Origin of the sequence: Micromonospora haikouensis (genome assembly GCF_000876225.1) — a bacterium.
Classification (GTDB): domain Bacteria; phylum Actinomycetota; class Actinomycetes; order Mycobacteriales; family Micromonosporaceae; genus Micromonospora; species Micromonospora haikouensis.
The window spans coordinates 34,785-48,649 of the sequence record NZ_JXSX01000002.1 but is presented as its reverse complement, the minus strand read 5'-3'; the positions used below and the strand labels follow the sequence as shown (position 1 = coordinate 48,649).

Below are 13,865 nucleotides of genomic sequence, written 5' to 3'. Positions count from 1 at the left end.
GCGTTACCGCCCGGTCCCCGCGTACACGACGGCCTCGGTGTCGCCGCCCAGCTCGAAGGCGTCGTGGATGGCCCGGACGGCCTTGTCGAGGTCGGTGTCCCGGCAGACCACGGAGACCCGGATCTCGGAGGTGGAGATCATCTCGATGTTGACGCCGGCAGCGCCGAGGGCGGCGAAGAAGCCGGCCGCGACGCCCGGGTGCGACCGCATCCCCGCGCCGATGAGCGAGACCTTGCCGACGTGGTCGTCGTAGAGCAGGCCCTTGAACTTGACCGGCTCCTGGATCTTGCTGAGCGCGGCCATGGCGGTCGGGCCGTCGGTCTTGGGCAGGGTGAACGAGATGTCCGTGCGGCCGGTGCCCTCGGTGGAGACGTTCTGCACGATCATGTCGATGTTGATCTCGGCGCTGGCGACGGTGTCGAAGATCCGCGCGGCGGCGCCCGGCTCGTCCGGCACCCCGACGATCGTGATCTTCGCCTCGCTGCGGTCGTGGGCGACGCCGGTGATCAGTGCCTGTTCCACAGCAAGGTCCTCCATCGATCCGGTGACCATCGTGCCGGTGTTGGTCGAGTATGACGAGCGGACGTGGATCGGCAGCCCCGCGCGGCGCGCGTACTCGACGCTGCGCAGGTGCAGCACCTTCGCGCCGCAGGCGGCCAGCTCCAGCATCTCCTCGTAGGTGACGTGGCGGATGTGCCGGGCGTTCGGCACGATCCGGGGGTCGGCGGTGAAGATGCCGTCGACGTCGGTGTAGATCTCGCAGACGTCGGCGTGCAGCGCGGCGGCGAGCGCCACGGCCGTGGTGTCCGAGCCGCCCCGGCCCAGCGTGGTGACGTCCTTCGTGTCCTGCGAGACGCCCTGGAAGCCGGCGACGATGACCACCGCGCCCTCGTCGAGCGCGCCCTTGAGCCGCCCCGGGGTGACGTCGATGATCCGCGCCTTGCCGTGCACGGAGGTGGTGATCACGCCGGCCTGCGAGCCGGTGAACGAGCGGGCTTCGTACCCCAGGTTGTGGATGGCCATGGCGAGCAGCGCCATGGAGATCCGCTCCCCGGCGGTGAGCAGCATGTCCAGCTCGCGGCCCGGCGGCAGCGGGCTCACCTGGTTGGCCAGGTCGAGCAGCTCGTCGGTGGTGTCGCCCATGGCGGAGACCACCACGACCACGTCGTCGCCGGCCTTGCGGGCGGCGACGATGCGCTCGGCCACCCGCTTGATCCGCTCGGCGTTGGCGACGGAGGATCCGCCGTACTTCTGCACCACGAGTGCCACGACGGTGCACTCCCTCCCCGCGTCCTTCGAGCGTGTCGCACCGCCGGCAACCAGCCGGTGGCACCTTGTCAGACCCCATCAGGGTATCCGGCGGCCCGGAAGGCCGGGTCGGGTGATCCCACCATCCGGCCCGCCCGACCGGCCGGGCCGCGCCCTCACCAGCCCGCCGAGGGGTACGCGACACGCCCGCGCAACGGCGTCGGCGGGGTGCCGGGCGCGGCCCGCGCACCGCAGAATGACCCGGTGCACGCCCACCTCCGCACGGCCCGGCGGCTGACCGGCGTCGCGGCGCTCGCCGTCCTGCCGGCCCTGCTCGCCGCCTGCGCCGACGATCCGGCCCCCGCGCCGGCCCCGCCGACGCCCACCGACCCCGCGCCCGCCGCCGCCGACGCCGCCCGCGACGAGTTGGCCGCCCTGGCCGCGGCGGCCCAGGACCGGAGCTTCACCGCCCGCTACACCCTGGCCGACGGCACCGGTTCCGACCGCTCGATCGTGGTGACCAGCGCCGCCGACGGCACCTGGCGGGTGGACGTGCCGGGCGGGGCGCTGGGCGGCACGGCGGACGTGTCGCTCGCCGCCACGGCCGACGGGCTCTACCAGTGCGGCCTGCCGTCGGCGGGCCGGCCGGAGCCGGCGAGCTGCGTACGCCTCGGCGACCCGACGGACACCGTCCCGCACCGGCTGGACCCCCGGGTGCAGCACCCGTTCACCGACTGGCTGGAGGTGCTCACCGACCGGCGGGCCCCGCTCGCGGTCTCCCCGGCCCGGCCGCCGCAGGGCGCGAGCGGGTCCTGTTACTCGGTCGACACCACCTCGGCCTCGCTGAACGCCCCGCTGGACGTCGGCATCTACTGCTACGCCCCGGACGGCACCCCGACGGCGGTGCGGACCACCGGCGGCACGCTCGTCCTGGCCGGGCCGGCCGGCCCGGGGCCCGCGACGGTGCAGCTGGCCGGCCCAGTCACCGACGGCGAGCCGCTCGGCGTCGCCGCGCCGGAGCCCTCGGCGGAGTCCTCGGCGGAGACGCCGTCGGGCACGGCAACGCCCTGAACGGCTGTCCGTTACGGGTGGCTCCGGCCACATTCGCCCAACCCGTGGGCGGGGTGAAAAGTCCGATACGGCATGCTTCATCCATGGCTGACCTGACCCCGCTGCTCGCGTTCCGCTGGAGCCCCCGGGCGTTCGACCCCGCCGCCACGCTGACCGCCGACGAGGCCGCCTCGCTGCTGGAGGCGGCCCGCTGGGCACCCTCGGCGGACAACGGCCAGCCGTGGCGGTTCGCCCTCGGCCACCGGGACGACGAGACCTGGAAACGTATCCTGGTCAACCTGCCCGAGGACGACCAGCCGTGGGCCCGGCACGCCGCCGCCCTGCTGCTCGGCGCCCACCTCGCCGCCGGCACCGTCGCGGGCGGCGGTGCCGGCCGCGACGCCGGCACCGGCGCGGCGTACGACCTGGGCCAGGCGGTGGCCCACCTGACCGTGCAGGCCACCGCGCTCGGGCTCTACGTGCGCCAGATCGCCGGCTTCGACCACGCCGGGCTCGCCGCCGACCTGGACCTGCCGGCCGGCGTCCGCCCGCTGGTGGTGGTGGCGGTGGGCCGACTCGGTGACCCGTCCAGCCTGCCCACCGCGCTGCGGGACCGCGAGATCGGCCTGCGCCGCCGCCGGCCCCTGGCCGACCTGCTGCTGCGCTGAGCTGCGCCGGATGCGGGGCCGAGCGTGACGCCGAGCTGGGACGGCCACCGGTCGCTCGCGGCCGGGGGTCGCCGCGTCGGAGCAGCAGGAATCTCGACCGGTTGCGACTCCCGTCTCAATCTGCGGACCGGCCTTCCCACCCCCCGTCCCATCACGTAGGGTCACTCTGTCATGTGGCGGGCGTACCTTCTCCTTGGTCGCCGCGACGAGGCCTGACCGGCCGGCACCTCGTCGCGGAGTCGAAGCGCGCCGTCCAGCAGATCCGAACCTCCCGTCGGCGCCCCGCGCCGGCCCCGGCACCGTCGCCGCACCGGCCCAGCCGCCGCTGCCGCACCGTCGCCGGCCTTCCGATTGCTGACGCCACCTGACTCAGGGGGAACACTCCGCCATGGCTCAACCCGCCACCGCCTCCGACACCGACGCTGATCCCTTCGCCCGGCAGCGCCCCAGCCGGATGCCGTACCACCGTTACCAGCCCTACCAGCAGCAGTTCCGGATCGACCTGCCCGACCGCACCTGGCCGACGCGGCACGTCGAGGCCGCGCCCCGCTGGTGCGCCGTGGACCTGCGCGACGGCAACCAGGCCCTGATCGACCCGATGTCCCCCGAGCGCAAGCGCCGGATGTTCCAGCTGCTGGTGCAGATGGGCTACAAGGAGATCGAGGTCGGCTTCCCGTCGGCTAGCCAGACCGACTACGACTTCGTCCGGCAGCTCATCGAGCAGGACCTGATCCCCGACGACGTAACCATCCAGGTGCTCACCCAGTGCCGGGAGCACCTGATCGACCGGACGTTCGAGTCGCTGCGCGGCGCGAAGCGGGCCATCGTGCACTTCTACAACTCGACCTCCACGCTCCAGCGTCGGGTGGTCTTCGGCCTGGACCGGGACGGCATCACCGACATCGCCACCAGCGGCGCGCGGCTCTGCCAGAAGTACGCGGAGATCCACACCCCCGACACGGAGATCTACTACGAATACTCTCCGGAGTCGTACACGGGCACCGAGCTGGAGTACGCGCTCCAGGTCTGCTCGGCGGTGATCGAGGTGATCGACCCGACCCCGGACCGCAAGCTGATCATCAACCTGCCGGCGACCGTCGAGATGGCCACCCCCAACGTGTACGCCGACTCGATCGAGTGGATGCACCGTCGCCTGCCCCGCCGCGACAGCCTGGTGCTGAGCCTGCACCCGCACAACGACCGGGGCACCGGCGTGGCCGCCGCCGAGCTGGGCCTGCTGGCCGGCGCGGACCGGATCGAGGGCTGCCTGTTCGGCAACGGCGAGCGCACGGGCAACGTCGACCTGGTGACGCTGGGGCTCAACCTGTTCTCCCAGGGCATCGACCCGATGATCGACTTCTCGAACATCGACGAGATCAAGCGGGCCGTCGAGTACTGCAACCAGCTGCCGGTGCACGAACGCCACCCGTACGCGGGCGACCTGGTCTACACCGCCTTCTCCGGCTCCCACCAGGACGCCATCAAGAAGGGCTTCGACGCCCTGCACGCCGACGCGGCGGCGGCCGGGGTGCCGGTCGACGACTTCGCCTGGGCCGTGCCCTACCTGCCGGTCGACCCGAAGGACCTGGGCCGCACCTACGAGGCGGTCATCCGGGTCAACTCGCAGTCCGGCAAGGGCGGCGTCGCGTACATCATGAAGAGCGAGCACCAGCTCGACCTGCCCCGCCGCCTGCAGATCGAGTTCTCCGGCGTGGTCCAGCAGGTCACCGACCACGGCGGCGGCGAGGTCGACCCCGGCACCATGTGGGACATCTTCGCCGGGCACTACCTGGTCGACCACCAGAGCGACCCGGCGCTGACGCTGGCCGGCTACGCCATCGGCACCGTCGACGGCAAGGTCGAGATCGAGGCCCGGGTCGGCGTCGGCGGGTCGGACACCCGGTCGCTGACCGCCGTCGGCAACGGCCCCATCGACGCGTACGTCAACGCGCTGGAGTCGGTGGGCGTGGCGGTACGGGTGCTCGACTACCACGAGCACGCGCTCTCCTCCGGCGGCGACGCGCAGGCCGCCGCGTACGTCGAGTGCGAGGTGGACGGTCGCACGGTGTGGGGCGTCGGGGTGGACGCGAACATCGTCACCGCCTCCGTGAAGGCGGTCACCAGCGCCGTCAACCGCGCCCGCGCCTGAGGTGCGAGGAAGGGCCCCCTGTTGACGCTTCCGCGTAGCAGGGGTCCCTTCCCCATGGGCGCTGCCGCTCACCTGGGGCGGTGGATCAGCAGGCCGGCCATCGCCGCGCCCGCCAGCAGCCCGCCCGCGCACCAGAGCATCGCCCCCCGGAACGCGTCGGTCAGCGCCGCTGCCTGCTCGTACCCGGTGCCGCTCAGCCCGACCAGCAGCGGCAGCGCGGCCACCGCGAGCAGGCCGCCGGCCCGCGACGCGGCGTTGTTGAACCCGCTGGCCACCCCGGCGAACCGGTCCGCGACGGCGGCCAGCACCGAGGCGGTCAGCGGGGCCACCACGAGGGTGAGGCCGAGGCCGAAGAGGGTCACCCCGGGCAGCACGTCCGTCCAGTACGACGCGCCCGGGGACACCCCGCGCAGCAGCAGCAGGCCGAGCGCGGCCACGACCGGCCCGATCGTCAGCGGCAGCCGGGGCCCGATCCGGGCCGACAGCGCGCCGGCCCGCGACGAGCCGACCAGCAGCAGCACCGTCATCGGCACGGTGGCCAGGCCGGTGAGCATGGCCGACCAGCCGACGACGTTCTGCAGGTAGACGGAGAGGAAGAAGGTGAACCCGCCGAGGGCCGCGTACACCACCACCGTGAAGACGTTCAGCACCGAGAAGAGCCGGCTGCCGAACAGGCCGGTGGGCAGCATCGCGGTGTCGCCCCGGCGGCGTTCCACCAGCACGAACGCCACGGCGGCGAGCACGCCGACCAGCACCGACGCCAGCACCGGCAGCGAGGTCACCCCGCGGGCCGGTGCGTCGATCAGGGCGTACGTCACGCCACCGAGGCCGAGCGCGCCGAGCAGCGCGCCGGCCACGTCGAACCGTCGCCGGCCCGATCCGGTACGCGAGGCGTCGACGTCGCGGCTCTCGGGTGCCCAGCGCAGCGCGGCGAGGACCACCGGCACGGCCAGCGGCAGGTTGATGAAGAAGATCCACCGCCAGGACAGGGCGTCGATCAGCCAGCCGCCGACGAACGGGCCGAGCGCGGTGGAGACCCCGGCGAGCCCGGACCAGGTGCCGATGGCCCGGCCCCGGTCGTCGGGGTGGAAGCTGGACTGGAGCACCGACAGCGAGCCGGGGGTGAGCAGCGCGCCGCCGGCCCCTTGGAGGAACCGGGCCGCGACCAGCCAGCCGGTGCCCTGGGCCAGGCCGCACAGCGCGGAGGCGACGGCGAACCAGACCACCCCGAGGAGGAAGACCCGCCGCCGCCCGAAGCGGTCGCCCAGCGCCCCGCCGAGCAGCACGAACGCGGCCAGCATCAACAGGTAGCCGTTGACGGTCCACTGGAGACCGGCCACGGTGGCGCCGAGGTCCGCACCGAGGCGGGGCAGCGCGACGTTGACCACCGTGCTGTCCAGGAAGACCATGCCGGAGGCGAGGATGGCGGCGAGCAGGGTGCCCCGGCCGGCGGGGGTGCCCATCCGGAGCGCGGGCGCGGGGGCGTGGGGCGGTGTGGGTGCGGTCACGGGTACCAGTGTTCCTCCGGCCGATTTGCCGGACGCCACGAATCATGGAAACGGTGCCGGGGTACTGTGCGCAATCGCCGGGAGCCCGCAAGCTGGAGAGGTGTCGTCTGTGCGTACCAGATCAGGACGTCGCGCGGCCGTGGTCGCCGCGCTCGCCGTGGCGCTGGCCGTCGCGACCGCCGGCTGCGAGGTGGTCGACGAGCCGGAGGCCGCGCCCAGCGGCGGCGGGGGCAACGTCGGGCAGATGCTCGACCAGCTCACCGTGGCGAGCGCGGGGTCGATGAAGGGCTACAGCCGCAGCCGCTTCCCGCACTGGCGGGACACCGGCAAGAACTGCGACGTACGCGACAGCGTGCTGAAGCGGGACGGCAAGGACATCCGGTTCTCCGGCTGCAACGTGGTCGCGGGCCGCTGGGAGAGCGTGTACGACGGGCGGACGTTCACCGACCCCTCCGACGTGGACATCGACCACACGGTCCCGCTGGCCAACGCGTGGCGCTCGGGTGCCGACGAGTGGGACGACGCCAAGCGGGGCGACTTCGCCAACGATCTCACGCGACCGCAGCTCATCGCCGTTTCGGCGTCCTCCAACCGGTCCAAGGGTGACCAGGATCCGTCGCAGTGGAAACCGGCGAACCGGTCGTACTGGTGCCAGTACGCCGAGGACTGGGTGACGGTGAAGCACCACTGGCGGCTGACGGTGACCAGTGCCGAGAAGGCCGCCCTGTCCGACATGTTGGGGGGCTGCACGTGGGCGAGCAAGCCGTGACGGGCGAGGCCGGGGCGGCACCGGCACCGGGGCAGGCCCCGGACGCGGGCGCTACCGGGGGCGGGGCGTCGAGCCGTACGGCCGACATCGTGCCCGGCCCCGGCGGCGTGATGACCGACGAGGTCGGCGTGGTGACCGGCGAGCTGACCCTGCGCACCGAGTACGCCGACGGCCAGGTCGCCCTGCGCGTGCAGTACCGGGAGGCCGACGAGTGGTACGCCGTCACCGGCGGGCGGGCCCCGTTGGCCGACCCGGCCGGGCTGGACGCCGTGCACACGATCGCCGTCGGCCTGCTCGACCGCCCGGAGGGCTGACCGCCCGCCGAGCTGAACGCCCGGAGGGCCGACCGGCCACAGGTGTTAACAGGGGCCCCCTGCTATGCAGAATGCGTTAACAGGGGGCCCTTCCTTGCACCTCAGACGTAGGAGCCGGGTTCCGTGGGAGCCGAGACGACCGCCGGGTCCTCGCCCTCGCCCTCGGGCCGCACGATCTGGGCGCTCACCTTGTGCGGGCGCAGCTCGCCGCTGGCGATCCGCTCCGCGAAGTGGCAGGCGACCCGGCTGCCGCCGATCTCCCGCAGCGCCGGCCGCTCGTCGGCGCAGCGGGTCGGCTGGGCCCACGGGCAGCGGGTGTGGAAGCGGCAGCCCGACGGCGGGTTGGCCGGCGAGGGCAGGTCCCCGGCGAGCAGGATGCGTTCCCGCCGGTCCTCGACGTCCGGGTCCGGCACGGGCACGGCCGACATGAGCGCCCGCGTGTACGGGTGCAGCGGCTCACTGTAGAGCCGGTCGCTCGGCGCCTCCTCGACCAGCGCGCCCAGGTACATGACGCCGACGACGTCGGAGATGTGCTTGACCACGGCGAGGTCGTGCGCGATCACCAGGTACGTCAGGCCGAGGTTGTCCTGGAGCTCGTCGAGCAGGTTCACCACCTGGGCCTGGATGGAGACGTCCAGGGCGGAGACGGGCTCGTCGGCGACGATCAGCTCGGGGCCGAGCACGAGGGCCCGGGCGATGCCGATGCGCTGCCGCTGGCCGCCGGAGAACTCGTGCGGGTAGCGGGACAGCGCCCACCGGGGCAGCCCGACGGCGTCGAGGGTCTCGCCGATGATCCGCCGCCGGTCGTCGCGGTCGGTGCCGATGCCGTGGGTCTGCAACCCCTCGGTCAGGATCGACTCGACGTTCTGCCGGGGGTCGAGGCTCGACATCGGGTCCTGGAAGATCATCTGCATCCGGCGGCGCATGGTGCGCAGCTTCCCCGCCGCCAGGGTGGTCAGCTCGACGCCGTCGAAGCGGACCTCGCCGCCGGTGGGCGGGGTGAGCTGGAGCAGCGCCCGGCCGAGCGTGGACTTGCCGCAGCCGGACTCGCCGACCAGCCCGTACGTCTTGCCGCGCGGGATGCTCAGGTCGACGCCGTCGACGGCCTTGACGTGGCCGACGACCCGATCGAGGATCAGCCCCCGCTTGATCGGGAAGTGCACCTTCAGGTCGCGGACCTCGACGAGGATGTCGCTCTCGGTCACGGCTTCTCCTCCTCGCGCGGTGCGGGCACCGGGCCGCCGGTCGCGGGCTCCGGCGCGCCGGCGTCGGTCGCCGCCGGGGGCGGCGTGCCGGGGACCGGGGGCGGGTTGACGCACCGGTAGCTGCGGCCGTCGTAGGTGAGCGTCAGCTCCGGCGGCGCCCCCACGCACTCGTCGACCCGGCGGGTGCAGCGCGGGGCGAAGGCGCAGCCGTCCGGCCAGGCCAGCACGTCCCGCACGGAGCCGGGGATGGGGTTGAGCCGTTCGCCGCGCCCGGCGTCCAGGCGCGGCACCGAGCCGAGCAACCCCACGGTGTACGGGTGCCGCGGCTCGCGGAACAGCGGGCGGCGGCGGGCCGTCTCCACCACCCGGCCGGCGTACAGCACGTTGATCGTGTCGCACATGCCGGCGACCACCCCCAGGTCGTGGGTGATCATCACGAGCGCGGTGCCGGAGTCCCGGACCAGTTCCTTGAGCAGCTCCAGGATCTGCGCCTGGATGGTGACGTCGAGCGCGGTGGTCGGCTCGTCGGCGATGAGCAGCCGGGGCTGGCAGGCCACCGCCATGGCGATCAGGGCCCGCTGCCGCATGCCGCCGGAGAGCTGGTGCGGGTATTCCTTGAGCCGGCGGCGCGGGTCGGGGATGCCGACCCGGTCGAGCAGGTCGGCGGCCTCCTTCTGGGCCGCCTCGCCCTTCATCCCCCGGTGCCGGGTGAGCACCTCGGTCACCTGGAGCCCGATCGGGATCACCGGGTTCAGCGAGGAGAGCGGATCCTGGAAGATCATCGCGACGTCCCGGCCCCGGATGTCGCGCCGGGACCGGTCGTCGAGCTGGAGCAGGTCCGTGCCGTCGAAGACGGCCTTGCCGCCGACCCGCAGGCCGGGCTGTTTCGGCAGCAGACCCATGATCGCCAGCGACGTGACGCTCTTGCCGCAGCCGGACTCGCCGACGAGGCCGACCACCTCGCCCGCGTCGACGGAGAAGGAGACCCCGTCGACGGCGTGCACGGTGCGCTGACCGCGCCGGGCGAAGGTGACGGAGAGGTCGTCCACTTCGAGCAGTGCCATTATCGGCCTTCCGTTTGCGACTGCGGGGCTCGCAAGCTCACTCCTCGCGCTGCACACACGACAGCCGACCTACTTCCGCAGCTTCGGGTCGAGGGCCTCGCGCATCGCCTCGCCGAGCAGGGTGAAGCCGAGCGCGGTGACGATGATGGCGAGGGCGGGCAGGATGGCGAGCCGGGGCGCGGCGTCGAGGTAGCGCTGCGCGTCGGCGAGCATCACGCCCCACTCGGGGATGGACGCGTCGTTGTTGCCCAGGCCGAGGAACGACAGCGCCGCGGCCTCGATGATCGCGGTGGCCAGGGTCAGCGTCGCCTGGACGATGACGGGGGCGAGCGAGTTCGGCACCACGTGGGTCAGGGCGATCTTCGGCTTCCGCACGCCCAGCGACGTCGCGGCGAGCACGTAGTCGCTGTTCGACTGGGAGATCATCGACCCGCGCAGCAGCCGGGCGAAGACCGGCACGGAGACCACGCCGACCGCGATCATGACGGTGGTGAGGCCCGCGCCGAGCAGCGCGGCGATGCTGATCGCCAGCAGCAGGCTCGGCATGGCCAGCAGCATGTCGACGAAGCGCATGAGGGTGTTGTCGACGGCCCGGCCCCACTTGCCGCCGAGGCCGGCGCTGGCCCCGGCGATGCCGCCGATGAGCGACCCGACGGCCAGGCCGATCAGCGTGGAGACCACGCCGACGAGCAGGGTCTGCCGGGCACCGACGATCATGCGGCTGAACTCGTCGCGGCCGATGTGGTCGACGCCGAACCAGTTGTCGGCCCGGGGGCCCGGGAAGTAGCCGATGTTGTCCCGGATCTCGCCCTTCCACAGCTGGGCGTCGGCCGGGTAGGGGACGAGGAACGGGCCGACGATCGCGATCAGCAGGAACAGGGCCAGGATGACCGCGCCGACGATCGCGGCCGGGTTGCGCCGCAGCCGGCGGAACGCCTCCCGCCAGAGGCTCACGCCGCGCTCGTCGTCCCGGGCGGCCAGCTCGGCGAGCCGGTCGATCTTCTCGCGCTTCTTGCCGGTGCTGATCGTCATCGCACCCTCACCCTCGGGTCGATCACGCTGTAGGAGAGGTCCACGAGGAGGTTCACCAGCACGTACACCACCGCGATGATCAGGATGAAGCCCATCAGCACGGGATAGTCGCGCTGGCTGATCGCCTCGGCGACGAACGCCCCGATCCCGCTGAAGGCGAAGACGGTCTCGGTCAGCACCGCGCCGGAGAGCAGGCCGCCGGTGAGCAGGCCGATCGAGGTGACCACGGGGAGCATGGCGTTGCGCAGCACGTGCCGGCGGCGGACCGTCGACTCGGTCAGGCCCTTGGCCTCGGCGGTGCGGACGAAGTCCTCGTTGAGGACCTCCAGCACGCTGGCCCGGGTGATCCGGACGATGATCGCCAGGGGGATGCTCGCCAGCGCGAGGCCCGGCAGCACCAGGTGCCAGAGGGCGTCGGCGGCGGCGTCCCACTCCCGGGTCATCAGCCCGTCGAGGACGAAGAAGTTGGTGATCCGGGTCGCCCCGAGGGTCGGGTCCTGCCGGCCGCTGGACGGGAACCAGCCGAGGTTCTCCGAGAAGAGGGCCTTGAGCACGTACGCGAGGAAGAACACCGGGATGCAGATGCCGATCAGCGAGCCGCCGACCGACAGGTGGTCGAACAGCCGGCCCCGGCGGCGGGCGGCCAGGTAGCCCAGCGGGATGCCGATGCCGATGGCGATGATCATGGCCATCACGGTCAGCTCGACGGTGCCGGGGAACCGCTCGAAGAACTCGGTGACGACCGGGCGCTTGGTGGAGGTCGAGGTGCCCAGGTCCAGTTTGATCAGTCGCCGGACGAACCGGCCGTACTGGATCAGGATCGGCTCGTCGAGGCCGAGGTTGCGGCGGATGGCGGCGCGCATCTCCGGGGTGCCGCGCTCGCCGAGGATGGCGGTCTCGGGGCCGCCGGGCAGCCGCCGGAGCCAGATGAACAACAGGAGGGAGAGCCCGAACAGCGTCGGTATCAGCTGGAGCAGGCGTCTGACGATGAACCGGAACACGGCGGCCTCGAAAGGGGTACGGAGGGCTGCGGGCGGGCGCCGTGGGTAACGGCGCCCGCCCGTGGTCCTTGCGTCAGGTCAGGACTTGAACTCGCCGGTCGAGAACCGCTCGTCGGTGAGCGGGCTCGCCTTGATCCCGGTCACGTCCTTGCCGAACACGATCGCCGGCGGCGAGTGCGAGATCGGCACACCCGGCAGCAGGTCCATGATCGCCTTGTTGAGGGCCTTGTACTTCTCCACCCGGGCCGCCTGGTCGGCGGTGGTGTCCGCGTCCTTGAACTGGGCGAAGAGCTGGGCGTTGGTGAAGCCCCACTCGTCCTTCGGCCGGTCGAAGAAGGTGCCGATGAAGTTGTAGGCGTCGCCGTAGTCACCGGTCCAGCCGAGGAAGTGCAGGTCGTGCTTGGTGCCGGAGGTGGTGGCGTTCAGGTAGTCGGGGCTCCACTTCAGCGGGATGGCCTCGACGTTGATGCCGACCGCCTTGAGGTCCGCCGAGAGCAGCTCGAAGATGTCCTTCGGGTTCGGCATGTACGGCCGGGTGACCTCGGTCGGGTAGTGGAACTTCAGCGTCAGGTTCGACGCGCCGGCCTCGGCCAGCAGCGCCTTGGCCTTCTCCGGGTTGTAGTCGTACTTGGTGACGTCGCCGTTGAAGCCCTCGACGGTGTCGGGCATGAAGTTCAGCGCGACCTTCGCGCCCGGGGGCAGCTTCGAGTCGACCAGCGCCTGCCGGTTGAGCGCGTGCGCGATCGCCTGCCGGACCTTGAGGTCGGCGAGCTTCGGGTTCCCCTTCTGGTTGATGGCCAGGTAGAGGACGTTGAACGCCGGGCGGGTGAGGACGTTGAAGCCCTCGGTCTTCAGCGGCTCGACGTCGGCCGGGCCGACCAGGTCGTACCCCTGGATGTCGCCGGAGCGCAGCGCCTGCTTGCGCGCGTTCTCGTCGGAGATGGTCTTGAAGATCAGGGTCTTCAGCTTGGCCTTGGTGCCGTAGTAGTCGTCGTTGCGCTCGATGGTGAGCGTCTTGTTGGCGACGTCCCAGGACTTGAACTTGAACGGGCCGGTGCCGGTCGGGTGCTCCGTCGCGTACGGCGGGTACTTGATGTCCTCGGCGGTGCCGCCGACGTTGCTGGCGTCGTACTGCTGGAGCGCCTTCGGGCTGTGGATCGAGAACGAGGGCAGCATCAGCGCGGCCGGGATCTTGCTGGAGACCCGGGTGAACGCCAGGTCCACGGTGGTGGCGTCCTTGGCGGTGCAGGACTTGAAGAGGCTCGGCGGCAGCTCCGGGTCCTCGTTCTTGGCGAAGCCGCCCATGACGTCCTGCCAGTACGCGGTCACGTCGGGGCTCTGCATGAGACCCTTCGCGTTGTACCAGCGGTCGAAGTTGGCGCAGACGGCCTCGGCGTTGAAGTCGGTGCCGTCGTGGAACTTCACGCCGGAGCGCAGCTTGAACGTCCACGTGGTACCGGCGGCGTCCGGGGTCCAGGACTCGGCCAGCCCCGGGGTGACCTTGGTGCCACCCTCCTCCGGACGGACCAGCGTCTCGAAGACCTGGCGCGCCACGCGCAGCGACTCGCCGTCGCTGGCGAAGCTGGGGTCGAGGACCTTCGGGTCGCCGGCCACGCCGAAGACCATGGTGTCCTTCTTGCTACCGCCGGAGTTGTCATCGCGGTTGCTCTCGGCGCAGCCTGCTACCGCGAGGGCCGCGACCGCGACGGCCGCGACAGCGACCTTCGGCCTGGGTGCACGCATGGGTGCTTCACCTCGTCCTTGGGGGTACGGACAACGTGGTGACAGGGGTCACCGATGGGCGTGACCATAGCCCCCGGGCGGACCGCCCCGAAACTGGCTCGGTACGGGTTGGTA

12 protein-coding genes are annotated in these 13,865 nt (G+C 72.1%); 5 read left to right on the top strand and 7 right to left on the bottom strand.

The annotated features are described in order from the left end of the window. Positions 1-3 precede the first annotated feature (3 nt). A complete protein-coding gene (locus TK50_RS16800; RefSeq protein ID WP_043964901.1) occupies positions 4-1,269 on the bottom strand; it encodes an aspartate kinase in 1,266 nt (421 codons plus the stop codon). 243 nt (positions 1,270-1,512) lie between these two features. Between TK50_RS16800 and TK50_RS16795 the strand changes: the two genes are divergently transcribed. From TK50_RS16795 to leuA, 3 genes are all read left to right on the top strand, one after another. Beyond that, positions 1,513-2,319 carry a hypothetical protein gene (locus TK50_RS16795; protein ID WP_241774040.1) on the top strand — a complete coding sequence of 269 codons (807 nt, stop codon included), beginning with the start codon at positions 1,513-1,515 and terminating at the stop codon, positions 2,317-2,319. 83 nt (positions 2,320-2,402) lie between these two features. Then, positions 2,403-2,966 (top strand): nitroreductase family protein, encoded by a 564-nt coding sequence (locus TK50_RS16790; protein WP_043964899.1) that lies wholly within the window; start codon positions 2,403-2,405, stop codon positions 2,964-2,966. Between the two features lie 388 nt (positions 2,967-3,354). Then, complete coding sequence (gene leuA / locus TK50_RS16785; protein WP_043964897.1) at positions 3,355-5,115, top strand: 2-isopropylmalate synthase; 1,761 nt, start codon at positions 3,355-3,357, stop codon at positions 5,113-5,115. 68 nt (positions 5,116-5,183) lie between these two features. Here the strand turns inward: leuA and TK50_RS16780 are convergent, their stop codons facing one another. After that, positions 5,184-6,578, bottom strand: coding sequence for an MFS transporter (locus TK50_RS16780; RefSeq protein WP_043966366.1), 1,395 nt, complete (start codon positions 6,576-6,578; stop codon positions 5,184-5,186). 154 nt (positions 6,579-6,732) lie between these two features. On the opposite strand from TK50_RS16780, the gene TK50_RS16775 reads away from it, so the two are divergent. Further along, on the top strand, positions 6,733-7,392 hold the full coding sequence (locus TK50_RS16775; RefSeq protein ID WP_043964895.1) for an HNH endonuclease family protein: 660 nt from the start codon (positions 6,733-6,735) through the stop codon (positions 7,390-7,392). Next, positions 7,290-7,706 (top strand): hypothetical protein, encoded by a 417-nt coding sequence (locus tag TK50_RS35620; protein WP_338390908.1) that lies wholly within the window; start codon positions 7,290-7,292, stop codon positions 7,704-7,706. The genes TK50_RS16775 and TK50_RS35620 overlap by 103 nt, the downstream gene beginning before the upstream one ends. A 101-nt stretch (positions 7,707-7,807) precedes the next feature. Here the strand turns inward: TK50_RS35620 and TK50_RS16765 are convergent, their stop codons facing one another. From TK50_RS16765 to TK50_RS16745, 5 genes are all read right to left on the bottom strand, one after another. After that, positions 7,808-8,911, bottom strand: a complete 1,104-nt coding sequence (locus tag TK50_RS16765) for an ABC transporter ATP-binding protein (protein WP_043964893.1) — start codon at positions 8,909-8,911, stop codon at positions 7,808-7,810. Beyond that, positions 8,908-9,975: an ABC transporter ATP-binding protein gene (locus tag TK50_RS16760; RefSeq protein WP_043964892.1), complete on the bottom strand. Its 1,068-nt coding sequence runs from the start codon at positions 9,973-9,975 to the stop codon at positions 8,908-8,910. The genes TK50_RS16765 and TK50_RS16760 overlap by 4 nt, the downstream gene beginning before the upstream one ends. A 69-nt stretch (positions 9,976-10,044) precedes the next feature. Further along, positions 10,045-11,007 (bottom strand): ABC transporter permease, encoded by a 963-nt coding sequence (locus tag TK50_RS16755; protein WP_043964891.1) that lies wholly within the window; start codon positions 11,005-11,007, stop codon positions 10,045-10,047. Continuing rightward, positions 11,004-12,008 carry an ABC transporter permease gene (locus TK50_RS16750; RefSeq protein ID WP_043964889.1) on the bottom strand — a complete coding sequence of 335 codons (1,005 nt, stop codon included), beginning with the start codon at positions 12,006-12,008 and terminating at the stop codon, positions 11,004-11,006. The genes TK50_RS16755 and TK50_RS16750 overlap by 4 nt, the downstream gene beginning before the upstream one ends. Positions 12,009-12,086: 78 nt before the next feature. Continuing rightward, entirely contained in the window at positions 12,087-13,751 is a 1,665-nt protein-coding gene (locus TK50_RS16745; RefSeq protein ID WP_043964887.1) for an ABC transporter substrate-binding protein, read from the bottom strand. Positions 13,752-13,865: the final 114 nt, after the last annotated feature.